22 protein-coding genes, 1 tRNA gene and 1 pseudogene are annotated in these 26,634 nt (G+C 59.9%); 15 read left to right on the forward strand and 9 right to left on the reverse strand.

From position 1 onward, the window contains the following. Positions 1-228: 228 nt before the first annotated feature. The 3 genes from ABXR19_RS00330 (at position 229) to ABXR19_RS00340 (ending at position 3,329) form a co-directional block, all read left to right on the forward strand. Positions 229-1,704 carry a B12-binding domain-containing radical SAM protein gene (locus tag ABXR19_RS00330; RefSeq protein ID WP_354599081.1) on the forward strand — a complete coding sequence of 492 codons (1,476 nt, stop codon included), beginning with the start codon at positions 229-231 and terminating at the stop codon, positions 1,702-1,704. Between the two features lie 155 nt (positions 1,705-1,859). Next, on the forward strand, positions 1,860-2,951 hold the full coding sequence (apbC, locus tag ABXR19_RS00335) for an iron-sulfur cluster carrier protein ApbC (protein WP_354599082.1): 1,092 nt from the start codon (positions 1,860-1,862) through the stop codon (positions 2,949-2,951). A 3-nt stretch (positions 2,952-2,954) separates the two neighbouring features. Continuing rightward, positions 2,955-3,329: a c-type cytochrome gene (locus tag ABXR19_RS00340; RefSeq protein WP_354599083.1), complete on the forward strand. Its 375-nt coding sequence runs from the start codon at positions 2,955-2,957 to the stop codon at positions 3,327-3,329. Between the two features lie 61 nt (positions 3,330-3,390). On the opposite strand, the gene ABXR19_RS00345 is transcribed toward ABXR19_RS00340, so the two are convergent. Continuing rightward, a complete protein-coding gene (locus tag ABXR19_RS00345) occupies positions 3,391-3,852 on the reverse strand; it encodes a bacteriohemerythrin (protein WP_354599084.1) in 462 nt (153 codons plus the stop codon). A gap of 236 nt (positions 3,853-4,088) precedes the next feature. On the opposite strand from ABXR19_RS00345, the gene rquA reads away from it, so the two are divergent. From rquA to ABXR19_RS00360, 3 genes are all read left to right on the forward strand, one after another. Continuing rightward, positions 4,089-4,745: a rhodoquinone biosynthesis methyltransferase RquA gene (gene rquA / locus ABXR19_RS00350; RefSeq protein ID WP_354599085.1), complete on the forward strand. Its 657-nt coding sequence runs from the start codon at positions 4,089-4,091 to the stop codon at positions 4,743-4,745. 174 nt (positions 4,746-4,919) lie between these two features. After that, a complete protein-coding gene (locus tag ABXR19_RS00355) occupies positions 4,920-5,123 on the forward strand; it encodes a cold-shock protein (protein WP_354599086.1) in 204 nt (67 codons plus the stop codon). A 77-nt stretch (positions 5,124-5,200) separates the two neighbouring features. After that, positions 5,201-6,265: an alpha/beta hydrolase gene (locus ABXR19_RS00360; protein WP_354599087.1), complete on the forward strand. Its 1,065-nt coding sequence runs from the start codon at positions 5,201-5,203 to the stop codon at positions 6,263-6,265. On the opposite strand, the gene ABXR19_RS00365 is transcribed toward ABXR19_RS00360, so the two are convergent. Together ABXR19_RS00365 and ABXR19_RS00370 are read right to left on the reverse strand one after the other, a co-directional pair. Continuing rightward, positions 6,266-7,411 (reverse strand): SGNH/GDSL hydrolase family protein, encoded by a 1,146-nt coding sequence (locus ABXR19_RS00365; RefSeq protein WP_354599088.1) that lies wholly within the window; start codon positions 7,409-7,411, stop codon positions 6,266-6,268. Between the two features lie 32 nt (positions 7,412-7,443). Continuing rightward, positions 7,444-8,856 (reverse strand): MBOAT family O-acyltransferase, encoded by a 1,413-nt coding sequence (locus ABXR19_RS00370; RefSeq protein ID WP_354599089.1) that lies wholly within the window; start codon positions 8,854-8,856, stop codon positions 7,444-7,446. A 462-nt stretch (positions 8,857-9,318) separates the two neighbouring features. On the opposite strand from ABXR19_RS00370, the gene pflB reads away from it, so the two are divergent. Next, positions 9,319-11,580 (forward strand): formate C-acetyltransferase, encoded by a 2,262-nt coding sequence (pflB, locus tag ABXR19_RS00375; protein WP_354599090.1) that lies wholly within the window; start codon positions 9,319-9,321, stop codon positions 11,578-11,580. A gap of 118 nt (positions 11,581-11,698) precedes the next feature. Next, entirely contained in the window at positions 11,699-12,541 is an 843-nt protein-coding gene (pflA, locus tag ABXR19_RS00380; protein WP_354599091.1) for a pyruvate formate-lyase-activating protein, read from the forward strand. 142 nt (positions 12,542-12,683) lie between these two features. Here pflA and gltX read toward each other — a convergent pair whose 3' ends face one another. After that, positions 12,684-14,072 carry a glutamate--tRNA ligase gene (gene gltX / locus ABXR19_RS00385; protein WP_354599092.1) on the reverse strand — a complete coding sequence of 463 codons (1,389 nt, stop codon included), beginning with the start codon at positions 14,070-14,072 and terminating at the stop codon, positions 12,684-12,686. Between the two features lie 125 nt (positions 14,073-14,197). On the opposite strand from gltX, the gene ABXR19_RS00390 reads away from it, so the two are divergent. The 6 genes from ABXR19_RS00390 (at position 14,198) to ABXR19_RS00415 (ending at position 21,584) form a co-directional block, all read left to right on the forward strand. Continuing rightward, a tRNA-Val gene (locus ABXR19_RS00390) sits at positions 14,198-14,273 on the forward strand. Positions 14,274-14,811: 538 nt separating this feature from the next. Then, complete coding sequence (locus tag ABXR19_RS00395) at positions 14,812-16,194, forward strand: TonB-dependent receptor (protein ID WP_354599093.1); 1,383 nt, start codon at positions 14,812-14,814, stop codon at positions 16,192-16,194. A gap of 11 nt (positions 16,195-16,205) precedes the next feature. Next, positions 16,206-17,102, forward strand: a complete 897-nt coding sequence (locus ABXR19_RS00400; RefSeq protein WP_354599094.1) for a metal ABC transporter substrate-binding protein — start codon at positions 16,206-16,208, stop codon at positions 17,100-17,102. Beyond that, on the forward strand, positions 17,099-17,881 hold the full coding sequence (locus ABXR19_RS00405; protein WP_354599095.1) for a metal ABC transporter permease: 783 nt from the start codon (positions 17,099-17,101) through the stop codon (positions 17,879-17,881). The genes ABXR19_RS00400 and ABXR19_RS00405 overlap by 4 nt, the downstream gene beginning before the upstream one ends. A gap of 473 nt (positions 17,882-18,354) precedes the next feature. Further along, a complete protein-coding gene (locus ABXR19_RS00410; RefSeq protein ID WP_354599096.1) occupies positions 18,355-20,337 on the forward strand; it encodes a TonB-dependent siderophore receptor in 1,983 nt (660 codons plus the stop codon). Positions 20,338-20,339: 2 nt separating this feature from the next. Then, positions 20,340-21,584, forward strand: a complete 1,245-nt coding sequence (locus ABXR19_RS00415) for a PepSY-associated TM helix domain-containing protein (protein ID WP_354599097.1) — start codon at positions 20,340-20,342, stop codon at positions 21,582-21,584. A gap of 81 nt (positions 21,585-21,665) precedes the next feature. Here ABXR19_RS00415 and ABXR19_RS00420 read toward each other — a convergent pair whose 3' ends face one another. The 4 genes and pseudogenes from ABXR19_RS00420 to serS form a co-directional block, all read right to left on the reverse strand. Further along, a complete protein-coding gene (locus ABXR19_RS00420; protein ID WP_354599098.1) occupies positions 21,666-22,256 on the reverse strand; it encodes a hypothetical protein in 591 nt (196 codons plus the stop codon). A 30-nt stretch (positions 22,257-22,286) separates the two neighbouring features. Continuing rightward, the gene (locus ABXR19_RS00425; protein WP_354599356.1) at positions 22,287-22,850 is read right to left on the reverse strand and encodes a hypothetical protein; all 564 of its coding nucleotides are present in this window, start codon (positions 22,848-22,850) and stop codon (positions 22,287-22,289) included. 102 nt (positions 22,851-22,952) lie between these two features. Beyond that, a pseudogene (locus ABXR19_RS00430) lies at positions 22,953-23,111 on the reverse strand (double zinc ribbon domain-containing protein); the annotation flags it as partial. A gap of 377 nt (positions 23,112-23,488) precedes the next feature. After that, a complete protein-coding gene (serS, locus tag ABXR19_RS00435) occupies positions 23,489-24,778 on the reverse strand; it encodes a serine--tRNA ligase (RefSeq protein ID WP_354599099.1) in 1,290 nt (429 codons plus the stop codon). Positions 24,779-25,043: 265 nt separating this feature from the next. Between serS and ABXR19_RS00440 the strand changes: the two genes are divergently transcribed. Continuing rightward, the gene (locus ABXR19_RS00440) at positions 25,044-25,307 is read left to right on the forward strand and encodes a hypothetical protein (RefSeq protein WP_354599100.1); all 264 of its coding nucleotides are present in this window, start codon (positions 25,044-25,046) and stop codon (positions 25,305-25,307) included. Here the strand turns inward: ABXR19_RS00440 and ABXR19_RS00445 are convergent. Then, a complete protein-coding gene (locus ABXR19_RS00445; protein WP_354599101.1) occupies positions 25,304-26,626 on the reverse strand; it encodes a replication-associated recombination protein A in 1,323 nt (440 codons plus the stop codon). The genes ABXR19_RS00440 and ABXR19_RS00445 overlap by 4 nt on opposite strands. Positions 26,627-26,634: the final 8 nt, after the last annotated feature.

Genomic DNA, 26,634 nt, shown 5'->3' on the forward strand with positions numbered 1-26,634 from the left:
GACATCAAGGCAAGCGCCACCCTCCAGAGGCCTCACCCGACGGACGTCTGCAGCATACCTAGCTGAAGATCCGCGCGCAGCATGGCTGTACAAGCAGGCAGGCTGCAAAGCCAGATCCCGTGCGGCTGTTTGGAGCATGGCTTTGCAGGCCAATTCTTGATCTTCATCGTGTTGGCCGGCTCGCGGCTTTGTTAGCCTGCGGGCTTCACTCTCTTCGCTCCCAGCCTCATGCGCACCCTGCTCATCTATTCAAACCAGAGCCGTGAAATGGAGCCCGCCGCGCCGGTGGGCCTGAGCTATGTCGCTTCCGCCGCACAAGCGGCCGGGCATACCGTGAAGCTGCTGGATCTGGCCTTCTCATTGAATCTGACCGGCGATCTGGCCGCGGCGATCATCGCCTTCAAGCCGGACGTGGTCGGCCTGTCGATCCGCAATATCGACAACGTGGTCAGCCAGCGTTTCGTCTCGCCGCAGGATGCGCTACGCGAGCAGGTCGCGGTGATCCGTCAGCATGCGCGCAAGGCCGACGGCACGCCGGTACCGCTGGTGCTGGGCGGGCCGGCAATCTCGATTCTGGCCGAACGCGCGCTGAGCCTGTTCGGCGCCGATTTCGCCAATGTCGGCGAGGGCGAAGTAGCTTTCCCGGCGCTGCTCGATGCGCTGGAGCACGGCACGCCGCTCGCCGATGTGCCCGGCCTGTGTTACTGGCAGGATGGCGTCGCGCGCCGCAACCCGACCGTCTTGCTGCCGGGCTTTGATCGCTCCGGCATGCAGAACTTCGTGCCCTGGCACAACTATCAGAAGAGCGGCGGCACCTGGCCGGTGCAGAGCAAACGCGGCTGCGGCATGAAATGCAGCTACTGCGCCTATCCGCTGGTCGAAGGCAGCAAGCTGCGCCTGCGCCCGCCCGGCGAAGTGGTCGATGAAATCGAGCAGGTGCTGCGCGACGCGGGCCCGCGCACTTTCGAATTCGTGGATTCCACCTTCAACACGCCGGCCTCGCATGCCATCGAGATTTGCGAGGAAATCATCCGCCGCAAGGTGAAAGCCAGTTTTACGGTGATGGGCGTGAATCCACGCGATGTGCCGCCGGAACTCTTCCCGATCATGAAGCGCGCCGGCTTCAATTCCATGCTGATTTCGCCCGAAGCCGGCTGCGACGAGATGCTGAAAAATTTCCGCAAGGGTTTCACGATGGAGCACGTGAATACCTGCGTGGATCGCGCACGCGTCTCCGGCATGAAAAGCTTCTGGTTCTTCATGCTCGGCGGTCCCGGCGAAACCATGGAAACCGCCGAAGAGAGCATCCGCTTTGCCGAAACACGCCTGACCGGGCGGCAATTTCTCTCGGTATTTTTCAACGGCATCCGCATCCTGCCCCGCACCGAACTGGCCGAACAGGCGATTGCCGAGGGCTACATCAGCGCCGACACCGACCTTTCCAGCGGCGTGTTCTACCACTCGCCGCTGGTCAGCGAACAAGCCCTGATCGACCGCGTCAGCCTCGCCTTCTCGCGCAATCCCTGCATCGTGCATGCGGCCGACGGCGCCATCACCGACCGCCAGCGCCAGCTTTACAGCTGGCTCGACAAGTTCGGCGTGGCCGCACCCTATTGGCGCTTCCTGCCGGATGTGTTGAGCTTTCCGCCGCTGCACTACCTGCGCAACAAATTCCCGTCGGGCATGGCGGTCGGATCACCCTGAAGATCTGCGCGCAGCGGGCTTCTACAGGCACCCTGCCCGCTCAGGCTTATCCAGAGCGGCTCTTGGAAGACAGTAAATTGCACCTCTGCGCAGAGCCACGTTCTCACGGCATGATAAACTTGACTAAAACCATCAACTATTAAACATCCCCAGCCATGAGCACATCCGAACAAGACCTTCTCGCCGCCCTCGGCGCCCTGACCGATCCGAACACAGCCAAGCCTTTTGCTGCCGCCAAAGCCATCAAATCGGCCAAGTTGAGCGGTGAAGCCGCCGAGATCACCATTGAACTGGGCTACCCTGCGGCCAGCCAGCACACCAGCATCGCTGCCCAGATCGAAGCCGCCGCCACTGCGCTACCCGGCATCACCACGGCCAAGGCCAGCGTCAGCTCCAGGGTTGTCGCGCACGCCGTGCAGGGCAACGTCAAACTGCTGCCGGGCGTGAAGAACATCATCGCGATTTCCTCCGGCAAGGGTGGCGTGGGCAAGAGCACCACCGCGGTCAACCTCGCCCTGGCCCTGATGCAGGAAGGCGCCCGTGTCGGCATTCTGGACGCCGACATCTACGGACCCAGCCAGCCACAGATGCTCGGCATCGCCGACGCCCAGCCCGCCTCGGACGACGGCAAGACCATGCTGCCGCTGCTGGCCCACGGCCTGCAGGCCAACTCCATCGGCTTCCTGATTGATCCGGAACAACCCATGGTCTGGCGCGGCCCGATGGTCACCCAGGCCCTGCGCCAGTTGCTCTTCGACACATCCTGGGACAATCTGGATTATCTGGTCATCGACATGCCGCCCGGCACCGGCGACATCCAGCTCACCCTCGCCCAGACCGTGCCGGTGACCGGCGCGGTGATCGTCACCACGCCGCAGGATATCGCCCTGCTCGATGCGCGCAAGGGCCTCAAGATGTTCGAGAAGGTCGGCATCCCGATCCTTGGCATCGTCGAAAACATGAGCATCCACGTCTGCTCCAACTGCGGCCACGCCGAACACATCTTCGGCGCGGGCGGTGGCGAAGCCATGTGTGCGGATTACGAAGTGCCTTTCCTCGGCGCCCTGCCGCTGGACATCAAGATCCGCAGCCAGACCGACGCCGGCACACCGACGGTCGTTGCCGAACCGGACAGCACAATTGCCGCGACCTACCGCAGCATCGCCCGCAGGATTGCGGTGAGCATTGCCGAGAAGCAGCGCGACATGCGTCTGAAATTCCCGACGATTGTGGTCAATAAAGACTGAAGCATGCGCAGACGAGTCTCTCGCCTGGCCGCGCTGGTGACGCTGTGCCTGCCGCTGGCGGGCCACGGCGCCAACCCGGCCGAGGGCCGGGCGGTTTTCGAAGATCAGTGCGCGGACTGTCACACTGTGACGCTTGGCAAAAACAAGCGTGGCCCCTCACTGGCTGGCGTGCTCGGCAGCAAGGCGGGCAGCGCGCCGAATTATCACTATTCGGCCGCCATGGCAGCCTCTGGCATTGTCTGGTCGCCGACGCGCCTGACTCAATATCTGGCGAGCCCGAAGACCGACGTGCCGGGCAGCAAAATGCGCCTGCTCAGCAAGCCCAGCCCGGCCGAAGTCGCCGACCTTATCGCCTGGTTGCAACAGGAAAAGCCATAGCAGCCCGCATAGATCAGCTACGGTTTACAGGATCATGCTAAGGCAAGCCTGGTGCGGTTCTTCAGGCAGGTTTATTCAAAACCACGGCCAGCGCCTTGTCCTTGGTTTCGATATGCCGGGCCAGCCAGCCGTAGAGAAACTGAAAGACGGACAGCGTCAACTTGAGACCTCCCTCGACCAGTTTGGCATGCAATTCACGCACCTGCGCCAGCAATTTGTCGTGCTCAGCCTTGTGCGCAGCTAACTCGGCGTACTGGATGCGATGCATGAACTGCTCCTCCAGACGGAAGTGCGCTTCGGTGCGCCGAACCAGCTCAGACAGGATGCCGACAGCCACCATCTCAGGCTGGTTTTCACGCACAGCCAGACGCAAGCAATCAAGCAGATCAAACAACTCCTGATGATCGGCATCAATCTGCACATCACCCACGCAGAGCGCCTCACTCCACTGCACCACACGCATCGCTGCCCCCAACAATAAACCCGCCACCCAAGAACCCAGTCGGAACGTATCGTGACGCACGCACCGCCTGCCTGCCTGCCTGCCTGCCTGACGCAGATGTTAATGCGCTGGATCGCGATTTTTTTTGGGCCAGCGCAAGTCCTCACGAATTACTAACTGCTATCGTCCTGAGCGTCTGCAACAGGTTTCACGCTATGATCGACACAACTTACGAGACTGCTGAACAAGATCGGCAGCTTGCCCGCCCAGCGCCCAAACACGGCCATCCAGCCCCCTGTACTGATATGCCTGCATACATGACCGAAGTCTATGACTGGGCCTATGTCAATCCGGCCTGGGTGCGCTGGCTGGATCACAATCTGGTCGTCAAGACTCTGCTGTTCGGCAATGATCGACGTCTGATGCGCCGCTACCTCGCGCGCATTCGACCCGGCATGCGCGTCTGGCAAGTGGCCCATGTATATGGCGATCTCGTCCATCTCGCCGCGCAGGCCACAGGGACAACAGGCTGCTTCCATCTGACCGACGTGACGCCCATCCAGATTGCGCATGCGCATACCAAGCTCGACGCACTGCCCTGGGCCAAGGTGATGCGTCAGGATGCGGGCCTGCATAGGGGTGAAACCGGGACGGCTTACGACCTGATCTGCAGCTTCTTCCTGCTCCATGAAGTCCCCGATCATTGGAAACGCGCCATCGTCGACAACATGCTGGGACAAATGCCTGCACATGGCGAAGTCCTGTTCGTGGATTACCACGCTCCAGCGCGCTGGCAGCCAATCCGCTACATCCTGAAATGGGTCAACCGCCTGCTCGAACCCTTTGCCGAAGCGCTGTGGGATCACGAAATTTCGCACTTCGCCAGCGAACCCGAACGCTTTGAATGGCGCAAGGAAACGGTGTTTGGCGGGGTGTATCAGGTCGTGAGCGTCAAACACAAACAAATCGCCTGATTTACTGCGATCCTGTCCAAGTGGGCAATTCCGCATCAAAGTCAGCTGCAGCGCCCAAAACCTCTTGCCAAGGCTCAGGCAAAGGCCCATATTTCCGGGCACGAATTCGACTTTGAATTCGTACCGACCGGGCCCGGCCCGGATTTTTGTACTTTTTTTTTGGATGCATCGAACATGGCAACTGGTATCGTCAAGTGGTTCAACGACGCTAAGGGTTTTGGTTTCATCACGCCGGACGGTGGTGGCGAAGACCTTTTCGCTCACTTCTCCGCAATTGAATCCAAAGGTTTCCGCTCACTGGCTGAAAATCAGCGCGTGAGCTTCGAAATCACCGAAGGCCCGAAGGGCAAACAGGCTTCCAGCATCCGCGTTGATTAAGCGGATCACTTGATTGCCTGAAAAGCCCGGCTGCGTGCCGGGCTTTTTCTTTTGACCTTTGCTCTGCTTTCGAATCCATGCTGCAACGCTGCCTCGCCACTGCGCTATTTCTCTCCATCCTCCTGCCGCAATTTGCCAGCGCACAGGATGATGCCCAAACTCTGAGTGCGCGCTACGCGCCCGAAGCTTGGCAGGCACAACGCCTTCACCGCAATGTGGAAGTCATGACAGTTGGCGAGGGGCCTTCTCGCGCTTACATCTTCATGCCACAGAACCCGGGCGCTACCCGCGCGCCGCTGGTGTTTTTCCACCACGGCTGGCTGGGCATGAATCCGAAGAATTTTGGCGGGCTGATCGATCTGCTGGTGCGCCGCGGTGCGGTCGTGATCTTTCCTGTGTATCAGGATGGCGATCAGACACCACCGCAGCGCGTTACCGAAATCGCCGGTCAGGCCGACGCCAGCGCACTGGCGCTACTACAGATGCGCTACCCGGAACGCGTCGACACCAACAAGGTGTTCTACTTGGGCTTTTCCATGGGCGCTTCGATTTCACTGAACCTTGCCCTCAAGCCCGAGCGTTTCGGCCTGCCCGCGCCACGTGCAATGCTGCTGATCGCCCCGGGCGATGCGCCTCACGTTGCCAGAGGCGCCCTGGCTGAAAGTATCATCGGGCGCGTCGAAGCCCTCCCCCGCAACTTGCCGACGGTACTGGTCGCAGGCATGGCGGACAGCCAGATTGGCGTGCCGACCGCACGCAGCATCGCAGCGCGTCTGTGTCACCTGTCTGAGCAGCAACGCACTCTGATCCTGCTCCCATCCGACAGTGACGAAGGCGCGCGTATCCAGGCCGGTCATGGCTCCCCAGGCGCGCCGGACAGTCGCTACGACTTCCCCGATTCGCGCGCACCCGTGCCGACCAGCATTCCCGGAAAAAACGACTTCGAGGCCTCAGCCTCGCTCAACCTGCTCGATTATTACGGTTATTGGCGACTGGCCACGCGCCTGCTGGACTGGGTGGATGGCAAGGAATATCCCGAAGAGATTTTCAGTCGCCACGGCGTGGAAAACCGCTTCCTCGGCCGCTGGCCCAGCGGCAAGCCGTATGCTGAAGCGCTTGTCGAAGACCCCTGCCGGCGCTGATCAGAACGCCTTGCCAAGCTCCTCTTCCACGACCGAAGTCGTCGGAACGCCAAGCCTCTGCGGGGTCGCCATGGATGTCGCGGATGCCAGAGGACGGGCCAGCGGCGCCGTACGCACCAGCCAATCGCGAATCGGTACCAGCAGGTAGCCAGCGCCCTCATCCGTCATGTGGATGCCGTCATCCGCGCGCATCTTGATCAGCTTGCCATGCTCGTTTGCGCGGTACTGCGCGAAGGCATTGTCGGCGTAACCCAGCGTCGGATTCGGGTCCAGCCAGGTAACTGCCGGATAGCGCTGCAATTCCGCCCGCACCAGCGCATTCATATGCAGCATCTTCTGCGCGAAACGCCGCTCCTTCATGACCGGCATGCCGACCCACAGCACCCGCGCCTGCTGTTTGAGCAGCATGTCTAGATAAGCCGTCAGGCGCGCGCGATAAAACTCATCCCACTCTGGCGAGCCGAACTCCAGCACCTTCTTGCCGACCTGCACATTCTGTCCGTCATTCGCGCCGAGCGCACAAATCACCAACTGCGGCTGCGCCGAGCCAAGCATCTGCGGATATTGCTGCAACCAGTCATAAACCTCGGGTCGCGCCAGGCCCGTACCGGATCGATACGCGCGCAGCAAGCGCACGCCCTTGTCGGCAACCAGACCACGTGACAACGCGGGCGCCAGACCCACCGCCATCATCGAGTCACCCGCCAGGGCGACCTGCAGACCCGCGCCAGCCTCCACCGGCATGGATTGCGTCGTCGCGGGCAAAAACGGTGCGCGCGTCACCAACAACTCGGGCTCGAAATCTTCCCGTGCCTCTGGACTTACCAGCATCGGCACTCGCACCAAAGGCGCTTGCGCAGCCTCGACAGAAACCGGCAGCACACCAACACTTGCCAGATCAATCTCGGCCAAAGGCACCGCAGTACTTGAACCCAGCATCAACGGGGCCAATTCCGCCTTGGCCTGCAGAACAGAGAACCGCACCACACCCAGCCCCAGCGGCTGCAGCCAGCGCTTCCAGGCCGCAGTCGCCGTCACGGCCTGCTCACGCAATGGCCCCACGCCAAGGCGCTCGGCCCAGATGTACAAGCCATCCACCTCCAGCAGCGCGCCAAACAGCAACGCAACCAGGAGTGTCAGAAACATTCGCGAGAGGGATTCGTATCGGCGCAGCATTTTCAGAACTGGAAGTAAATGAAGGGTGCCGGCTCGCTCGGTCCGAGGACTTCAATCAACACCAACAATCCCGCGAAAGCCGCTCCACGCAACACAGGCTGCATACGGACTCCAGCCAGTTGCAAACGCAGCATCCAGCGCGACGGCACATACTGCAAGCCAATTCCGGCGAGTACGCAAAGCAGCGGACCAGTCGGCAAATCCATCGTCCACACCCCGCGCCACAGCCGCTCCAGAACCGCCAGAGCCGAGGCAAAATCGGCGCAACGGAAAAACACCCAGCCCAGACATACCGCATGAAACAGCAGCAGGCGCGCACACCAGCGCCACCAGACAGACTCACGCCAGGCGCCTCCACGGGTGCGCCAGAAACCGTCCCACTCACGATGCACCATCAGCATCAAGCCGTGCCAACCGCCCCACACGACAAAATTCCACGCCGCACCGTGCCACAAGCCACCCAGCAACATTGTCAGCAATAAATTCAAGGATGTACGCCAATGCCCGGCGCGCGATCCGCCGAGCGAGATATACAGATAGTCGCGCAACCAGTTCGACAAGGATATGTGCCAACGCCGCCAGAACTCCTGCGGCGAAGCCGCCGTATAAGGCGCATTGAAGTTGTCGGGAAAGCGATAGCCGAGCAACAACGCACAGCCAATGGCGATATCGGTGTAACCGGAAAAATCACAGTAAATCTGTGCCGCGTAGCCATAAATGCCCAGCAGCACCTGGCTTGCGGTCATCGCCGCCGGGTTCGCAAAGACATCATCGACCAGCAAGGTAGACAAGGTATTGGCGATCACCACCTTCTTGAACAGACCACCCACAATCAGCAACAGCGCGCGCGAAGTATCGATGCGCGCAGGATCAGGCGCCTGGCGCAATTGCGGCAAAAACGTCGAAGCCCGCAGGATCGGGCCGGCAATCAACTGCGGAAAAAAGGCTACGTAGAGCAGCGCATCACCCAGCGGTACCGGCTCATCAAGCTTGCCACGCAACGCATCCATCATTAAGGAGATGGCGTGAAAGGTCATGAAAGAGATCCCCAAGGGCAACAAAGGGGAATCAATTTCGAGCGGCAGGATCAGGCCATTCAAGGCGGCCAGATCGATCAGGCTCTCCAGGAAAAATGCGCTGTACTTGTAATAGCCAAGAACACCAAGACACCCCAGCACGCCCAGCAGCAACCACAAGCGTGGCCGGGCGCCGTGCTGGATGCCACGCGTGGCAATCCAGCCCCACAGTGAAATACCGAACAGCAAGGGCACGAAGCGCCAATCCCAGAAGCCGTAAAACACATAACTCAGCGCCAGCAGCAACAGCTTGTGCGCGGCATGCCAACGCAGGCAGCCCCACGCCAACAACAGGGAAACCAAAAAAAACAGCGCGTATTCAAACGTCGGAAACAGCATGCGGCGGGACAATCGAGGCAAGGTGAAATGCGGCGCACATGTTACCAAACCAGGGCCGGAAAGGCCGACTCAGCGGAGGATTCATGACTCCCTCCGTCGCCTTGAGGCCAAAAACCCTTGATTCAAGCGTGGCAACTTCCGGGAGTTCAACCAGAAAACAACGCCACACCTCCAAAAACTGCCTGACGCGATGCAAAAAGCATCGAAAAAATTCTTATATTTCAACACCATAAGAATGGTGCAGTGCACCTTCACATTCCTTTATAACAAGATCCGAACATTCGATTCGGTTTTCCCGAACGCACCCACTAGGATTACGGGTATTAACAGTAGCGGTGCGGCTTGCCAAAAGAACCATCAGAATCACAGCGCCGATGCCGATAATGCATATTTACGATAAAAATACAGCAACGCCCGACCAAGACAGACAACAAGTTTCGATTTAATTCACTGGAGGCTCTAATGTCCGAACGCGACAATATCTCTATCGACAGCGCAGTTGCACACGCTTGGCGCGGCTTCAAAACCGGCACCTGGCAACAAGCTGTGGATGTCCGCAGCTTCATCCAGACTAACGTGACGCCGTACGAAGGTGAAGACACCTTCCTCGCGCCCGCCACGGCCCGCACCACGGGCATCTGGGCCAAGCTGTCCGAACTCTTCGTGCAAGAGCGCGAAAAAGGCGTGCTGGATGTATCTCACATCCCGACTTCGATCACCGCGCATGACGCCGGCTATATCGACAAAGACAATGAAGTGATCGTTGGTCTGCAAACGGATGCGCCGCTGAAGCGTGCGATTTTCCCGAATGGCGGCTGGCGCATGGTGGAGAACGGTCTGAAGGCCTTCAACTTCCCGGTCGACCCGAAAGTTGCCGAGATTTTCACCAAGTATCGCAAGACCCACAACGAAGGCGTGTTCGACGCTTACCCCGCTGACGTACTGAAAGCACGCCGCTCCCATATCGTGACCGGTTTGCCCGACGCGTATGGCCGTGGCCGCATCATCGGCGACTATCGCCGCGTGGCGCTCTACGGTATCGACAAGCTGATCGAAGCGAAGAAGCTGGAAAAGAAATCCATCGACGCAGCTCACTCCACCGACGCAATCATCCGCGACCGTGAAGAGTTGTCCGAGCAACTCAAGTCGCTGACCGAACTGAAGGTCATGGCTGCCAAATACGGTTTCGATGTTTCCAAGCCGGCAGCAACCGCCAAAGAAGCCGTACAGTGGCTGTACTTCGGTTACCTCGCCGCAGTGAAAGAACAGAACGGCGCCGCCATGTCACTGGGCCGTACCTCAACCTTCCTCGATGCTTACTTCGAGCGCGATCTGGCTGAAGGCACGTTGAACGAAGTTCAGGCACAGGAAATCATCGACGATTTCGTGATCAAACTGCGCATCGTCCGCTTCCTGCGCACCCCGGAATACGATGCACTGTTCTCCGGCGACCCGACCTGGGTGACGGAATCTCTTGGCGGCATGACCGAAGATGGCCGTCCACTGGTCACCAAGACCAGCTTCCGCTACCTGCAGACCCTGTACAACCTGGGGCCGGCACCTGAGCCAAACATGACCGTCTTCTGGTCGCCGGCGCTGCCGGAAGGCTTCAAGAAGTTCTGTTCCAAGGTTTCCATCGACACCTCCTCAATCCAGTACGAATCAGACAACCTGATGCGTCCGGCGTGGGGCGACGATACGGCGATTGCCTGCTGTGTGTCCGCCATGCGCGTTGGCAAGCAGATGCAGCTCTTCGGCGCTCGCGTCAATCTGGCCAAGTGCATGCTGTACGCAATCAACGGCGGCCGCGACGAAGTGACTGGCGAGCAGATCATGCCGGCGTTCGAGCCGATCCAGGGCGACACGCTGGAACTCGATGCCGTGATGAAAAATTACGACATCGCGATGGAGTGGCTGGCCAAGACCTACGTGAATGCAATGAACGTGATTCATTACATGCACGACAAATACGCTTACGAGCGTATCGAGATGGCCCTGCACGATTACAACCCGCTGCGCACGATGGCCTTCGGCATTGCTGGTCTGTCTGTAGTGGCTGACTCGCTGTCTGCTATCAAATTCGCCAAGGTCAAGGTTGTACGTGACGAGACCGGCTTGATCACCGATTACGTTACGGAAGGCGACTTCCCGAAATTCGGCAACAACGATGACGAAGTCGATCAGTTCGGCGTCTGGCTGGCTGAAACCTTCATGAACAAGCTGCGCAAGCACAGCACCTACCGCGATGCCCTGCACACCCAGTCCGTGCTGACCATCACGTCCAACGTGGTGTATGGCAAGAGCACCGGCAACACGCCGGACGGTCGTCGCAAAGGTGAGCCTTTCGCCCCGGGTGCCAACCCGATGCACGGCCGCGACAAGCTGGGCTTCATGGCCTCGGCCCTGTCGGTTGCCAAGCTGCCGTACGAGCATTGTCAGGATGGCATCTCCATGACCTCCTCAATTGTTCCGAGCGGTCTGGGCTCCACCCGTACGGACCAGGTGCAGAATCTGGCCCGTTCGCTGGATGGCTTCTTCGGTATCGAAGGCTTCCACGTCAACATCAATGTGCTCAATCGTGACACGCTGGTCGATGCCATGGAGCACCCGGAGCAATATCCGCAGCTGACGATCCGCGTGTCGGGCTATGCCGTGAATTTCATCAAGCTCACCAAAGAGCAGCAACTTGATGTAATAAATCGGACATTCCACGGCGAGGTTTAAGTCGTAAGCATGCCAGGGTGGATTGATTCCACCCTGTAGGCGGAGCCTCGAAACTCCGTCACAATCCAGTCTCGGCATTGTGCAAACGGTGCCGGGACTTTTTTATCTGGAACACACCATGACACCTGCAGACAAACCCGCCAAAGGCTCACTTAAAGGCAGTCGCTTCGAACTGCGTACCGTCGACAACACGATGGACGACGCTGATGCCGATCGCCTGGCGCAGGAAGGGCGCTGGGGTTTCGTACATTCCGAGGAAACCGGCTCCGCCGTCGACGGGCCCGGCATGCGCGTGGTGTTCTGGACGACCGGTTGCGAATTTCGCTGCCAGTACTGCCACAACCCCGACACCTGGAAACTGAAAAACGGCCAGCTCTCCTGCGTGGACGACGTGCTGGACGAGCTGAAAAAGTACAAGGACTACCTGCGCTTTTCCGGTGGCGGCCTCACCATTTCCGGCGGCGAACCGCTGGTGCAGGCGCCCTTCGTGATGAACATCATCCGTGGTGCGAATGCCATGGGCGTGCACACCGTGCTGGACACCAACGGCTATCTGGGCGATCGCCTCTCCGACGCCGATCTGGACGCCATCGACCTGTTCATGCTCGACATCAAGAGCTGGGATCCGGAAACCCATCTGCGCGTCACCGCCAAGCAGGTTGAACCCGTGCTGAATTTCGCCCGCCGTCTGGCCGCGCGCAAACGCCCGATGTGGGTCCGCTTCGTACTGGTACCCGGCCTCACCGACGCGCCTGAAAACATCAAGGGGATTGCTGCATTTGCCGCCACCCTCGGCAATGTCGAGCGCGTGGACGTGCTGCCCTTTCACCAGTTGGGCAAGTTCAAGTGGGAACAAATGGGCATGAAGTACGAGCTGGGCGACACGCCCACGCCTACGCCTGAAGCCACCGAGGCCGCCAAGGCGCTGTTCCGCTCGTATGGCTTGAATTGCCCGAGCTGAAACCTCTCCGAAAAAGGAAAAGCCGACCCGCAGGTCGGCTTTTTCATGTGTGAAACAGAGGCATACTGAAGACGCGCACCCCGCCTTGCTCTTGGGGCAGGCTGCCCTGACAGGCAAGTCAGGAGCGGCTCTTCAGGCAGCTTTATTTCAAGCGCGCCAACACTGCCTCACGCCCCAGCACTTCCAGTACCGCATCAATCGCTGGCGTTTGCGCCACGCCCAGCAGCTTCACGCGCAGCGGAATCGCCAGTTGCGGCATCTTCAGGCCCAGCTCCATACAACATTCCTTGATCACCGCGCTTAGTGCCGCCTTGTCCCAAGCGGCCGTCGCCAGCTTGCCGGCCAGGACCAGCAGCGCGGCTTGCGCCGCCTCGGTCAGATGCTGCGCGGCCAGCTCGGCACTCGGCTGCACCTGCAGGTAATACGGCTCGACGCTGTCCGCCAGTTCCACCAGCGTGGCCACGCGCTCGCGATACAAAGCCACCACCGCCGCCAGATCCGGCCCGCCCGCCAGATTGACGCCGCGCGCAGCCAGACGCTTGGCCGTATCAGCGGCCAGCACCGCCGGTTCGGTCAGCTTGATGTAGTGCGCGTTCAGCCAGCGCAGCTTCTCGGTGTTGAACTGCGCTGCCGACGGCGTAATGTGGTCCAGATCGAACCACTCCACGAACTGCTCACGCGAGAAGATCTCGTCATCGCCGTGGCTCCAGCCCAGGCGTGCCAGATAATTCACAAACGCTTCCGGCAAGTAGCCCGCAGCATCAAAATCCGTGACAGCGACGGAATTGCGGCGCTTGGAAAGCTTCAGGCCATCGTCACCCAGAATCATCGACAAGTGCGCGTACTGCGGCACCGGGGCCCCAAGCGCCTTCAGGATATTGATCTGACGCGGCGTGTTGTTGACGTGATCGTCACCACGAATCACTTGGGTAATGCCCATATCCCAGTCATCCACCACCACGCAAAAGTTGTAGGTCGGCGTGCCATCGGCGCGCGCGATCACCAGATCATCAAGTTCAGCATTGGCAATCTCGATCCGCCCCTTGACCAGATCATCCCAAGCCACCACGCCATCGGCGGGATTCTTGAAACGCACCACCGGTTGCACGCCAGCCGGAGCCGTCGGCAAGGTTTTGCCCGCTTCGGGACGCCAGCGACCGTCGTAACGCGGCTTCTCGCCCCGCGCACGCTGCGCCTCGCGGATCACCTCCAGCTCATCGGGCTGCGTGTAGCAGTGATAAGCCGTGCCCGCCGCCAGCATTTCACCCAGCACTTCCTTGTAGCGTTCCATGCGCTGCATCTGATAGAACGGGCCTTCGTCATGCTCAAGACCCAGCCACTTCATGCCTTCGATGATGACGTGCACGGCCTCAGGCGTGGAGCGTTCAACGTCGGTATCTTCGATGCGCAGGACAAACTTGCCGCCGTGGTGACGGGCGTAAGCCCATGCAAACAGCGCGGTACGCGCGCCGCCAATGTGAAGATAACCAGTCGGGCTGGGGGCAAAACGGGTACGGACAGGAGTGCTCATGGCGTGCGATTCATCATCAAAACGGAAGTCCGCCATTTTAAGCGATCAAACCTTTGACGAAGCGGGAATCTCTCCCTATAATTCGGCCTCTCTTGTGACGGGAACAGATTTTTCCCCGATCTTGCAGGCGGTTAGCTCAGTTGGTAGAGCACGTCCTTCACACGGACGGGGTCGCTGGTTCGAGTCCAGTATCGCCTACCAGAATTTGAAAGCCCGGCCTTTGCGCCGGGCTTTTTCGTTCACGCAAAAAAGCAAGGTGACGCAACCAATTGCAACTTAGTTGCGTTAAACTCCGCCTCGCCATGCTTCACCGCAAATCAATCCCCCTCGCGCTATTGCTTGCCTGCTGCATGCTGTTCTCGCAGTTGGGTGCTGCCGCGCACGCTTTTTCACACCAGCACTCATTCGACGCGCGCAGCGGCACACAGCTGGAACAGCTGCCTGCGCCAGACAAAATCTGCGTCAGCTGTCTGGCGTTCTCCGTACTTTCGGCAGCAGCGGCCAGCCAACATGCCTGTCCGGAGACTCGCATCCAGCATGCCTGTGCAGACACCCTGCCCGTACAAGTCCATGATCAGGCCATCTCCACGGCCTATCACTCAAGAGCCCCACCCCGCGCGGCTCTCTGAGCATCACTCAAAAATTCTGTTTTCTGACCGAGCCTTCAGCCACCTGCGCTGAGCGCTCGTCGCGTGCCCTGCACGCCGGTCAGCCATCGATACCGACAAGGATTTCCCCCATGTTCATCCGCAAGACACTTGCCCTGGCCGTGCTTGGCCTGAGTTTCACCCCCCTGGCCGCACAGGCTGCCGACAACGCCGACTTGCAACAGATCCGCAAGGACATCGAGCAACTGCGCCAGAGCTACGAAGCTCGTATCCGCGAGCTGGAAGCGCGCCTCGCGCAAACTGACAGCAAAGCCGCAGCAGCGCAGCAAAGCGCCGCCAGCACGGCCGAAAAACTCGCCACCACGCCGGCAACACCGCCCAACCTGCCAAGCGCCAACGCCTTCAACCCGGAGATCTCGCTGGTACTTTCCGGCACCTACGCCAATCTGTCGAAAGATCCGGGCAGCTGGAAGATGAGCAACTTCGTCCCCTCCGGCGACGAGATCGGCCCGGGCAAGCGCAGCTTCAGCCTCGGCGAATCCGAACTGGGCCTGCGCTCCAATATCGACCAATATTTCTATGGTCAGGCCACGCTGGCGATCTCCGGCGAGAACGAAATCGGCGTCGAAGAAGCCTTTGTGCAGACCACCGCGCTGCCGAAAGGCTTGCAAGCAAAAGCGGGACGCTTCTTCTCCGGCATCGGTTACATGAACAGTCAGCACGCCCACACCTGGGACTTCGTCGATGCGCCGCTGGCGAATCAGGCTTTCCTCGGCGGGCAGTATTCACAGGATGGCGCCCAGCTGAAGTGGGTCGCGCCGCTGTCCACCTTCCTCGAACTCGGCATGGATGTGGGCGCGGGCGAGCGCTTCCCCGGCAACACGCGCAACAAGAACGGCGCAGGCAGCACAGCGCTTTTCGCCCACACCGGTGGCGATATCGGCACGAGTCAGAGCTGGCAAGTCGGCGCCTCCTGGCTGCGCGCCGCACCGCGCGAGCGCAGTTACGACACAACGGATCTGGCCGGCAGCGAGGTCAGCAACAGCTTCTCCGGCCGCAGCCAGTTGTATGTGATCGATGGCGTGTGGAAATGGGCGCCCAACGGCAATGCCGAGCGCATCAATCTGAAACTGCAGGGCGAATACTTCCGCCGTCGCGAAACGGGCGAGCTCGCTTATGACACCGCCGCACAGAACCTCAGCGACAGTTATCGCTCGGCACAAGCGGGCTGGTACATGCAGAGCGTCTTCCAGTTCATGCCGCGCTGGCGCGTGGGCGCACGCTTTGATCAACTCGACAGCGGCACGGTGGATTACGCCAGCAACGGCGACTTCCTCGCCAACACTGGCTACAAGCCCAAACGCAGCAGCCTGATGCTGGACTGGTCGCCCAGCGAGTTCTCGCGCATCCGCCTGCAATACGCCAAGGATCAGGCACGTGAAGGCGTGAAGGACGACCAGTTCTTCCTGCAATACCAGATGAGTCTCGGCGCCCACGGCGCGCACAGCTACTAAGGAATATGACGATGAAAAAATTGATGATCGCCGCCAGCCTCGTGCTGAGCAGCAGCCTCGCCCAAGCTGCGTTGAATGTCGTCGCGTGCGAGCCCGAATGGGCCGCCCTGACGCAGGAACTGGCCGGCGACAAGGCCCGCATCTACAGCGCCACCACTGCCTTGCAGGACGTGCATCACATCCAGGCACGGCCAAGCCTGATTGCCGCCGTACGCAACGCCGACCTGCTGGCCTGCACCGGCGCCGAGCTGGAAATCGGCTGGCTGCCGGTACTGCAGCGTCAGTCCGGCAATGCCAAAGTGCAAACCGGCCAGCCCGGCTACTTCGAAGCCGCGGCCTACGTGCGCAAGCTGGAAATCCCCACGCGCCTGGATCGCGCCGATGGCGACGTGCACGCAGCCGGCAATCCGCACATTCAGACCGACCCGCGCAACATCGCCTTGGTGGCCGATGCGCTGGCCAAACGTCTGGCGCAAATCGATCCGCCCAATGCCGCGTATTACACGGCGCGCCAGGCCGATTTCGCTGCGCGCTGGAAAACCGCGATGGCCCGCTGGGAGAAGGACGCAGCCCCACTGCGTGGCACCCCGATTGCCGTGCAGCACAAGGCCTTCCCCTATCTGGAAGACTGGCTGGGTCTGAAGCAGGTCGCAACGCTGGAACCCAAGCCCGGCGTCGAGCCGAGCAGCGCGTACCTCGCTGAAGTGCTGACGCGCCTGCAACAGACGCCAGCCAAGCTGATCATCCGCGCGGCCTACAACGACGCGCGCAGCAGCGACTGGCTGGCCGAGCGGGCGAAAATCCCGGTCGTCGTGCTGCCCTTCACGGTCGGCGGCAATGCGCAGGCGAAAGACCTGTTCGCCTTGTTTGACGACACCATCGCCCGACTCCTGAAAGCGACCAAATGACCCTCGCCGGCCTTGACGCAGGCATCCTCGGCCCCGCCTTGCTGGCGGGGCTTCTGGTGCTGGCCACGCATGTACCGCTGGGCATGAAAGTGCTCGAACGCGGCATCGTTTTCATCGATCTGGCCATCGCTCAGATCGCCGGCATCGGCGTCATCGCCGCCGATGTGATGGGCTTCGAAGCGCAGGGCTGGGCCGTGCAGATCTCGGCGCTCAGTGCTGCAGCGCTGGGCGCCCTGCTCCTGACCTGGACCGAGAGGCGCTGGCCCGAGATTCAGGAAGCGCTGATCGGCGTGCTCTTCGTCATCGCCTCCTGCACCGGCTTGCTGCTCCTGGCTGGCAACCCGCACGGCGGCGAGCATCTGAAGGATCTGCTGGTGGGGCAGATCCTGTGGGTCAGCAGCGAACAACTGCTGCAGATGGCGGTCCTCACGATCCTTGTGCTGGCGATCTGGTTCGGCACCGGCCAGCGCCTGGGGCGCGCCGGTTTTTATCTGCTCTTCGCACTGGCCGTCACCGCCTCGGTGCAGCTGGTCGGGGTGTATCTAGTGTTTGCCAGCCTGATCATTCCGGCACTGGCCACCCGAGCCTGGCTGCGCCGACGATTGCCCGTCGCTTGGGCGCTGGGCGCGCTGGCCTATCTGCTCGGGCTGGCCCTCTCGGCCGTATTCGATCTGCCCAGCGGCGCCGTGGTGGTGCTGGCAATGGCCGGGCTGGGACTGCTTCTGGCCGCATGCTCGAAGATCCGCCCCCAGACTTGCTCTGCAGACAGGCAGCCCTGACAGCCAAGCCCGGGGCGGTGCTCCGGGCAGATCTGAAAAGACTGCAGAACGGGACTCACGAATCCTTATCACGCACCCCGATCAACTTGGGCTACGCCGCCCTTATCAAACGCATCCTGCGCAATCCGGCAAAGCGCGACAGCCACCAAACCCAACAATCCTTCACGGCGACAAAGTCTTCTAAAACAACAAAATTATCACCACCAAATGCGAACAGTTATCATTTGCGTTATTATGGGCTTTTATTTCAAACCCCATAAAGACTCTCTGCCACCATGACACCGTACAAATCCTCTCCCCTGCTTCGCAAAGCCATCCCTGCCGCCTTGCTGCTGATTTTCACGGCTCCTCTGCATGCTCAGACAACTCAGCCGAACAGTACGGACGCCAACAAAACCCCTGAACCGTCAAGCAACAGTTCGGCACCAGCCGTGACGCTGGCGCCGGTTAAAGTCACAGGCGCCGCAACGGGTATGCAGCCGCCAAGCGAAAAGACCGGGGAATACACGATTCGCACCGTAAAGGGCGCGACCGGCATGAGCCTGACGCAACGCGAGACACCGCAGGCGGTGTCCACCGTCACGCGCGGCCAGCTCGACGACTTCCGCTTGACCAACGTGAACGACGCGCTTGACGGCGTGACAGGAGTAAGCGTGGAGCGTCCGGAAACAGACCGCACCTATTACACCGCCCGCGGGTTCGACATCACCAACTTCCAGACCGATGGAATCGGCGTTCCCTTCGTCTACGAGATCCAGGATGGTGATATCGATACGGCGATGTATGACCGCATCGAGGTGATTCGGGGTGCAAACGGCCTGACCTCCGGCAGCGGCAATCCATCGGCCACCGTGAACTTTGTGCGCAAACGCCCGACTCGCGATTTTCAGGCTTCCGGCAGCCTCAGCTATGGATCCTGGGACGCCAAACGTCTGGAAGCGGATGTTTCAGGCGCCCTGATCGAATCCGGTCGCCTGCGCGGCCGCATGGTCGTTGCCGCCGATGACAAGGACTCTTACCTGGATCGTTACCATCACAGCAAGAATTTCTTCTATGGTGTGGTGGAAGCTGACGTCGGTGATTCCAGCAGCATCACTGCCGGCTACACCTACCAGAAAAATCAGCCCAAGAGCCCGATGTGGGGAGCGCTGCCACTGTACACAGCGAACGGCACGCAAACCAACTATGACCGCTCAACGAGCACAGCGGCAGACTGGGCCTACTGGGACGTAGAAAACCAGATCGCATTTGCGGAAGCCAAACATGTCTTTGACAATGGCTGGCAGGCACAAGCCACCGTGACACACCAGGAAACGAAACAGGACTCCAAGCTCTTCTACGTTTACGGCACACCGGACAGCGACACCGGACTGGGGCTTTACAGCTATCCCTCCATGTATGAGATGAAGAAGCGCCAGGATCAATACGACGTACGTGCCAGCGGCCCGTTCCATCTGTTCGGACGCGAGCATGAAGCAATCATCGGCATCAGCTACGCACGTTCGGCACTGAGCGATCTCTCAAGCTACGGCCAGGGGATCGGCACCGCCCTGCCCGGGCTTGAAAACTGGAATGGCGCCTATCCCGAGCCAAGTTTTGACGCCTATTACAACGGCAGCAACTTCATCGACCGTCACCGCAGCCTGTTCGCAGCGACCAAACTTCAGGCAAGCGACAAGCTCAAACTGATCTTGGGCGCCAACAATACCCGTATCACCACCGAAGGCTTCAGCTATGGCGAAGACAGTGGTCGCGCCGACAGCAACACCAGCCCTTATACCGGCATCGTGTATGAGCTCACCCCGGTGCTGTCTGCCTATTCAAGTTACACCTCGATCTTCAATCCGCAGAACGAGCTGGATGAAAACCTGCAACGCCTCAAGCCAACCCGCGGCCACAACGTTGAAGGCGGACTGAAATTCGAATCCACGGACAAGCGTCTGAACGCCTCACTGGCGCTCTTCCGTTCGCGTCAGAAAAACCTGCACGAAAGTGCCGGCTATATTGGCGCGACAGCGGTCTACAAAGGGATCGACACCTCTTCGCAGGGTTACGAGATCGAAGCTGCGGGTCAGGTGCTGCCAAGCGTGAAGATTAGTGCCGGCTACACCGCAATCAGCGTTCGCACAGCCGAAGGGGAAATCGCCCGCACTTACGTGCCCAAGCACCTGTTCAACCTCTCTACGACTTGGCAGGCCTTGTCGGCACTTGATCTTGGTGCACGCTTGCGCTGGCGCGGTGATACCCACCGCGACGAAACTGCCACCGTCGTGACGAAACAGGATGCCTATGCACTGCTTGACCTGACGGCGCGCTACGCCTTCACCCGGCAGTTCTCCGCCAGGATCAATGTCAACAACGTGACTGACGAAAAGTATCTCAGCAGCCTGTACTGGAGCCAGGCCTACTACGGCGCCCCACGCAGCGCGAGTCTGACACTGGACTGGAAGTACTGAGTATGCGGACGGCCCTGGTTGTAATGCACCGATGGTTCGGCCTTGCCGCAGCGGCGTTCCTCTTCATTTCGGGAGCAACCGGGGCCGTCATTTCATGGGATCACGAGCTTGACGAGTGGCTCAATCCACAGCTTTTCAAGGCAACTTCCGAGGGGTTTGCGCAAAACCCGCTCGCCCTGGCGAAGCAGTTCGAGTCATCTGAAAAAGGCATGCAGGTCACCTGGCTTCCGCTGAATATCGAGGCGGGCCATGCCCTGAATATCCGGGTGTTTCCTCGCATCGATCCGGCAACGGGCTCCGCCCACAAGGCTGACTTCAACCAGATCGCACTTGATCCCGTGAGTGGAGAGCCTCAGGCCAGGCGCATGTGGGGAGAAATCTCACTGAGCCGTAAAAACCTGCTGCCTTTTCTCTACAAACTGCATTACAGCATGCACTTGCCGAACGTCGGCGGTATCGAAGCCGGTGTGATATTCATGGGTATTCTCGCGATTGTCTGGACAATCGATTGCTTCGTTTCGCTGTGGATCTCGTTTCCGAAACTGTCGAGTTGGAAAAAATCCTTCGCCTTCCGTTGGCAGCAAGGAAGCTACAAACTCAACTTCGACCTCCATCGCTCAGGCGGTGTATGGATCTGGCCACTCCTGCTGATCATCGCAGTCACCTCCGTTTCTATGAACCTGCAACTTCAGGTGGTGCGCCCACTGGTCAATCGTATCTCGACACTGAGCCCCTCACCTTGGGAGGGGCGTAACTTCAGCGCGCCAGACAAGCCCTCCAGCCCCGGAGTCAGTCGCGAAACCATTCTGGAGAAAGCAAAAGCAGAAGCCATCAGACGGGCCTGGATGACACCTGCCGGCGGCATTTTTTATTCACCGGAAGCCGATTTGTATGGCGTTAGTTTCTACGCGTCCGGCAAGGAACACGGTGACGGCGGTCTCGGCAATCCCTGGCTTCATTTCGAGGGAAGCGACGGCAGCTTTGCTGGCGCATGGGTGCCCGGCGAAGGCAGTGCGGGCGACATCTTCATGCAGGCCCAATTCCCGTTACACTCCGGACGCATCGTTGGCCTGCCGGGTCGCATCCTTGTTTCGATACTGGGGCTGGTCATTGCCAGTTTCAGCGTAACCGGTGTCGTCATCTGGGCTCGCAAGCGCCGAGCCCGACTCGCGACAAAGCAGGTGCGAGCTCAACAGTCTTTACAACCGCTGGAGAGTGCAACGGCCGGAGCAAGCCCGCAAGCATGAGCACCCGGGATAGCGTTGAGTCCTGAGACTAGCAACAAAAACGCCCCGAAACGGGGCGTTTTTGTTGGCTGCACATTCACCTTACTTGGTGAAAGGCCCGAAAGCGTATTGCGGATCAGCCGGTTCGATCCGGATGAAAGGCACATCGCCCTTCTTCAAATTCAAGGGCTTCCACTGCACTTCCGTCGGGTATTGCCCCTTGGCTTTGGCCAGGCCTGCCTCGACCCATTTTTTCACCGTCGGCTTGTCAGCCTCGCTCACCGAGACGATCAAGCGTGCCTGCTCGCCACGCCCGCCCGCAAACTCGGCGGCCAGAGATACCGTGCGCTGAATTTCCGGACTGCGTTTTTTCAACGCGGTGGGCAACAGCCCGATATTGGTGCCCTTCCAGATATCGACAACCAAAGTACGGCCTTCATCATTCTTCTGCGCCACCCGGCTCACTTCGGTTTGCATGGGCACACCGGGCTTGTTGATCATCCTGTCAAAAGCGCGTGCATCCGCCACATCGCTGTCACGAACCAAAAGCCACGGATTGAACAGATTCGTCACCGGCTTGGGCAGATATACCGGCGCCTTCTCTTCTGGTGGAGGCGGCGCCTGGGTCTTGGGGGCTTCACTGGCACAAGCAGCCAACAACATACAACCAGCAATCATCACTACACGTTTCATTGCATCATCTCCTGAAAAATAAATCCGGTATTACTGCCCCAACTGGCGGCGAATCTGGCGCAGATATTCTTCTTCCTCGCTCAATTTTCGCGCGGCTTTAGGTTTGCTCACAGGCTTATCGGGTACGGCCACCGGCTCAGGTGCAGAGGCTGACTCCGGCACAAGCGCCGGGGCAAGCTCAAGCACCGGTGCAGAGGCCGGGACCGGCACGGACTGTTCCACCATGACCGGCGGCGCCACTTGCGGCTCAGCCAGTGGCGCAGAGGCCTCGGCCGGTTCAGCGACAGGCTTGGGCGGCGCGCTTTCCCGCGTCAGATACCATCCCATACCCAAGGCAATCAGCACAAGAAGTGCGATGGCAGAGAAAACTGCCACCAACACGGTTTTTCCTTTCTTTTCGGCCTCCTCGTCACCATGCTGACGCTCACGCTCCAAAGCCATCGACACCGGCGGCATGCGCAGCGACATATCAGCCTGCGCCGTTCTTTCCGGCGAACGCATCGTCGGCGTAGCCATATCATTAACAAGCGGAGTCGGTTTAGTCGCTTTTCCTGCCGACAGAATCACCGTTGCCCCATCAGCGGCCTCAAGCACCGGCGGCGGTGCCGGGGTTGCGAGCGAAGGGGCGGCGGCCTTGCGCGGCAGAATTACGGTCATGTTCGACTCGTCTTCCGCTGTCGAGGCGCCACACTTGCCACACACTGTAGCGCCAGGCGCGAGCGGCGCTCCGCAAGCCAGGCAGCCTAATACATATACAGGGGCCGACGCAGGCGCCGAAGCGCTCACCAGCGTGCCGCACTGGCCGCAAATCTGGGCGCCCGGCTTCAATTCGTTCTGACACTTGCTGCAGTTCATCCGACTCTCCCGCGAAACATTCAGGCCATTCCTGGACCACACAAGCCACAGAACATATCACCTACTGACACTTCAACGGAACCTCAGAACACAGCAGATTGTCGTCTTTACGCATCACATGCCTGTACAGGCAGGCTGGGAGACGCTCTCCAGCACGGCAGGCTGAAAACCCTTGCGCAGAGCGCCTTCACAAGCACCCTCTCGCCAGATGCTGGATTTCCCGTTTTCAGGCGAGAGGGAAATCTTACCGGCTTGCCTCCAAGCAAGTATTGCAGTGCTCCAAAGGGCAGGCCCAAGGGCAGAAAAACTCCGCTTAACGGCACAAAGCAAAAACTCCCCGCGGGGAGTTTTTGCCAGACGCATCGCTGAGGGCTATCTCACGCCTGCGGCACCAGCACTTCCAGCCCGCCCATGTAAGGCTTGAGCGCCTCAGGAATCAGCACCGAGCCATCGGCCTGCTGGTAATTTTCCAGCACCGCCACCAGCGTACGCCCCACCGCCAAGCCGGAGCCATTCAGGGTGTGCACCAGCTCGTTCTTGCCCGTTTCGGCTTTGAAACGAGCCTGCATACGGCGCGCCTGAAAGGCTTCACAATTGGAGATAGAAGAGATCTCACGGAAAGTATTCTGCGCCGGCAGCCAGACTTCCAGATCGTAGGTCTTGGCCGCTGAGAAGCCCATGTCGCCGGTGCACAGAGCCACCACGCGATACGGCAGATTCAGTTTCTGCAGCACGGCTTCGGCGTTGCCGACCATTTCTTCGAGGGCGACGTAGCTTTCTTCCGGGCGCGTGATGCGGACCATTTCGACCTTGTCGAACTGGTGCTGGCGGATCAGGCCACGCGTGTCGCGACCATAGCTGCCGGCTTCGGAACGGAAGCACGGCGTGTGCGCGGTCAGCTTGATCGGCAGCTCTTCCGCCTTGAGCACGCAATCCTTGACGGTATTGGTCAGCGAAATTTCCGAGGTCGAAATCAAGTACTGCGTCTGCGAACCATCACCGCCCCGCTCCACGCGGAACATATCATCGGCAAACTTGGGCAGTTGGCCGGTGCCAAAAAGCACATCCGGATTGACGATGTAAGGCGTATAGCACTCGGTATAACCGTGCTCACCGGTCTGCGTATCCAGCATCAGCTGGGCAATCGCGCGATGCAGGCGCGCCATGCCGCCCTTGAGAAAGGAGAAGCGCGCACCCGCCAGCTTGGCGCCCATGTCGAAATCCAGGCCCAGCGGCTCGCCCAGATCGGCGTGATCCTTGACGGCAAAACCGAAATCGCGCGGTGTGCCCCAACGGCGCACCTCGACGTTACTGCTCTCGTCCTTGCCGACGGGCACAGCCTCATTCGGCAGGTTCGGAATGCGTGCGAGGAAATCGTTCAGACGCTCCTGCAGCGCGCCCAAGCGTTCTTCACAGGACTTGAGCTCCTCACCCAGACCGGCGACTTCAGCCATCACCGCGGAGGCGTCCTCGCCCTTGCCCTTGAGCATGCCGATCTGTTTGGACAGGCTGTTGCGTTTGGACTGCAGCTCTTGCGTGCGCATTTGCAGGGTCTTGCGCTCGTCTTCCATGCTCTGGAAAGCAACAACATCCAGCGCGAAATTGCGGCTGGCCAAGCGCTGGGCGACACTTTCAAGCTGGGTGCGGAGTTGTACGATATCTAGCATGGGCGTGAGGAGGGTTATTTCGCAGAAGCGCGCAGTTTACACGAGGCAGCGGAAACGCTCTTTGTGCAGCGCAAAGATTTCACACATACCCGGTCGTATTGAACGCTCTGCAACAGGGCTTGCGGCCGGCATTGGAGAATGCAATTGCACATCAGACCGCATATAGCCAATGGCAACTGGCTATCCCGGGAACGTGCTCTAGGTTGGAATGTGTAGAAACAATAAAAACAGTCACATGCAACATAACCCCCAGCCAAGGAGTCCGATGATGCTGACGATGCAAGATTGTCTCGACTATTGCGATCTCACCAATGACGAAGTCGAACTTTTCGCCGAACACCAACACATTCCGGATGAAGTCGCCGCACCGCTCGCCTGCAGTCTGGTGCAAACCGACGAAGGCGTGAAACTGATCTGCAGCTGCCTGTCTGACATGGTCTCGGATGCCATGATTCATGGCGCCATAGAAAAAGCAGAGCACGTACTTCACGTATATGCTGAGTTTCGTTCAGCCCACCCGCTGCACTAATCCTCAGCGTCCCGCGCGGTGCGATCAAGCCCTCGCAGGTAAGCAAGCTTCTGCCCGATTTTGGCTTCCAGGCCGCGGTCCGTTGGCTCATACCAGCTGAGCGCAGGCATCCCCTCAGGCAGATAAGTCTCGCCCGCCGCGTAAGCGCCGGGTTCATCGTGGGCATAGCGATACTGCTTACCGTAGCCCAGATCCTTCATCAGCTTGGTCGGTGCGTTGCGCAGATGGATCGGCACAGGGCGACTCACGTCCTGCTTCACGAAGCGCCGCGCCTCGTTATAAGCCATGTACAGCGCATTCGATTTAGCGGCCACGGCCAGATACACCACCGCCTGCGCCAGTGCCAGTTCGCCCTCGGGTGAACCTAGCCGCTCGTAGGTCTGGCAGGCTTCCAGCGAAATCGTCAGCGCACGCGGATCAGCCAGACCGATATCTTCCACCGCCATGCGCACAATGCGCCGGCCCAGATACAGCGCATCCGCCCCGCCATCCATCATGCGCACGAACCAGTACAAGGCAGCGTCCGGATTCGAGCCGCGCACGGATTTATGCAGCGCCGAAATCTGGTCGTAAAACGCCTCGCCGCCCTTATCGAAACGACGCAGGCTCTGCGCCAGCGTGGATTCGGCAAACTCGCCCGTGATTTCGTTAACGCCCGCTGCAGAAGCCGCCGTCTCCAGCGTTTCCAGCACGTTCAGGAAGCGCCGTGCATCCCCGTCAGCCCAGCCGATCAGGCGATCACGTGCCTCTTCCGTGAAGCTCAGATCCGGCAAGGCTTCGCGGCAGGCTCGTACGAAAAGCTGCTGCATTTCCTCAGGCTTGAGGCTTTCGAGCACATACACCGAGGCGCGCGAGAGCAGCGCGGAGTTCACTTCAAAGGACGGATTCTCGGTCGTTGCTCCGATGAAAGTCAGCAGGCCCGATTCAACATAAGGCAGGAAGGCATCCTGCTGGCTCTTATTGAAACGATGCACTTCATCGACGAACAGGATGGTGCGCCGGCCACTCGTCGCGCGCAGCATCTCGGCCTGCGCCACGGCGTCACGAATGTCCTTCACGCCAGCAAACACCGCCGACAAGGCCATGAATTCGGCATCGAAATGCCGCGCCATCAAGCGCGCCAGCGTGGTCTTGCCCACCCCTGGCGGCCCCCAAAGGATCATCGAGTGCGGCTTGCGCGACTCCACGGCCAAGCGCAGCGGCTTGCCGGGGCCGAGCAGATGCAACTGCCCTACCACGTCGTCCAGCGTAATCGGACGCAGGCGTTCGGCGAGGGGTACTTTGTCAGGCGACGGAGGAGTGGAGAACAAGTCAGCCATGAAAGCGG

The organism is Uliginosibacterium flavum (assembly GCF_040566545.1).
Lineage (GTDB): Bacteria > Pseudomonadota > Gammaproteobacteria > Burkholderiales > Rhodocyclaceae > Uliginosibacterium > Uliginosibacterium flavum.

Coding starts and splice junctions, on each gene's coding strand:
- ABXR19_RS00330 (WP_354599081.1), top strand. CDS start 229: ATGCGCACCCTGCTCATCTATTCAAACCAGAGCCGTGAAATGGAGCCC.
- apbC (WP_354599082.1), top strand. CDS start 1,860: ATGAGCACATCCGAACAAGACCTTCTCGCCGCCCTCGGCGCCCTGACC.
- ABXR19_RS00340 (WP_354599083.1), top strand. CDS start 2,955: ATGCGCAGACGAGTCTCTCGCCTGGCCGCGCTGGTGACGCTGTGCCTG.
- rquA (WP_354599085.1), top strand. CDS start 4,089: ATGACCGAAGTCTATGACTGGGCCTATGTCAATCCGGCCTGGGTGCGC.
- ABXR19_RS00355 (WP_354599086.1), top strand. CDS start 4,920: ATGGCAACTGGTATCGTCAAGTGGTTCAACGACGCTAAGGGTTTTGGT.
- ABXR19_RS00360 (WP_354599087.1), top strand. CDS start 5,201: ATGCTGCAACGCTGCCTCGCCACTGCGCTATTTCTCTCCATCCTCCTG.
- ABXR19_RS00365 (WP_354599088.1), bottom strand. CDS start 7,411: ATGTTTCTGACACTCCTGGTTGCGTTGCTGTTTGGCGCGCTGCTGGAG.
- ABXR19_RS00370 (WP_354599089.1), bottom strand. CDS start 8,856: ATGCTGTTTCCGACGTTTGAATACGCGCTGTTTTTTTTGGTTTCCCTG.
- pflB (WP_354599090.1), top strand. CDS start 9,319: ATGTCCGAACGCGACAATATCTCTATCGACAGCGCAGTTGCACACGCT.
- pflA (WP_354599091.1), top strand. CDS start 11,699: ATGACACCTGCAGACAAACCCGCCAAAGGCTCACTTAAAGGCAGTCGC.
- gltX (WP_354599092.1), bottom strand. CDS start 14,072: ATGAGCACTCCTGTCCGTACCCGTTTTGCCCCCAGCCCGACTGGTTAT.
- ABXR19_RS00395 (WP_354599093.1), top strand. CDS start 14,812: ATGTTCATCCGCAAGACACTTGCCCTGGCCGTGCTTGGCCTGAGTTTC.
- ABXR19_RS00400 (WP_354599094.1), top strand. CDS start 16,206: ATGAAAAAATTGATGATCGCCGCCAGCCTCGTGCTGAGCAGCAGCCTC.
- ABXR19_RS00405 (WP_354599095.1), top strand. CDS start 17,099: ATGACCCTCGCCGGCCTTGACGCAGGCATCCTCGGCCCCGCCTTGCTG.
- ABXR19_RS00410 (WP_354599096.1), top strand. CDS start 18,355: ATGCAGCCGCCAAGCGAAAAGACCGGGGAATACACGATTCGCACCGTA.
- ABXR19_RS00415 (WP_354599097.1), top strand. CDS start 20,340: ATGCGGACGGCCCTGGTTGTAATGCACCGATGGTTCGGCCTTGCCGCA.
- ABXR19_RS00420 (WP_354599098.1), bottom strand. CDS start 22,256: ATGAAACGTGTAGTGATGATTGCTGGTTGTATGTTGTTGGCTGCTTGT.
- serS (WP_354599099.1), bottom strand. CDS start 24,778: ATGCTAGATATCGTACAACTCCGCACCCAGCTTGAAAGTGTCGCCCAG.
- ABXR19_RS00440 (WP_354599100.1), top strand. CDS start 25,044: ATGATGCTGACGATGCAAGATTGTCTCGACTATTGCGATCTCACCAAT.
- ABXR19_RS00445 (WP_354599101.1), bottom strand. CDS start 26,626: ATGGCTGACTTGTTCTCCACTCCTCCGTCGCCTGACAAAGTACCCCTC.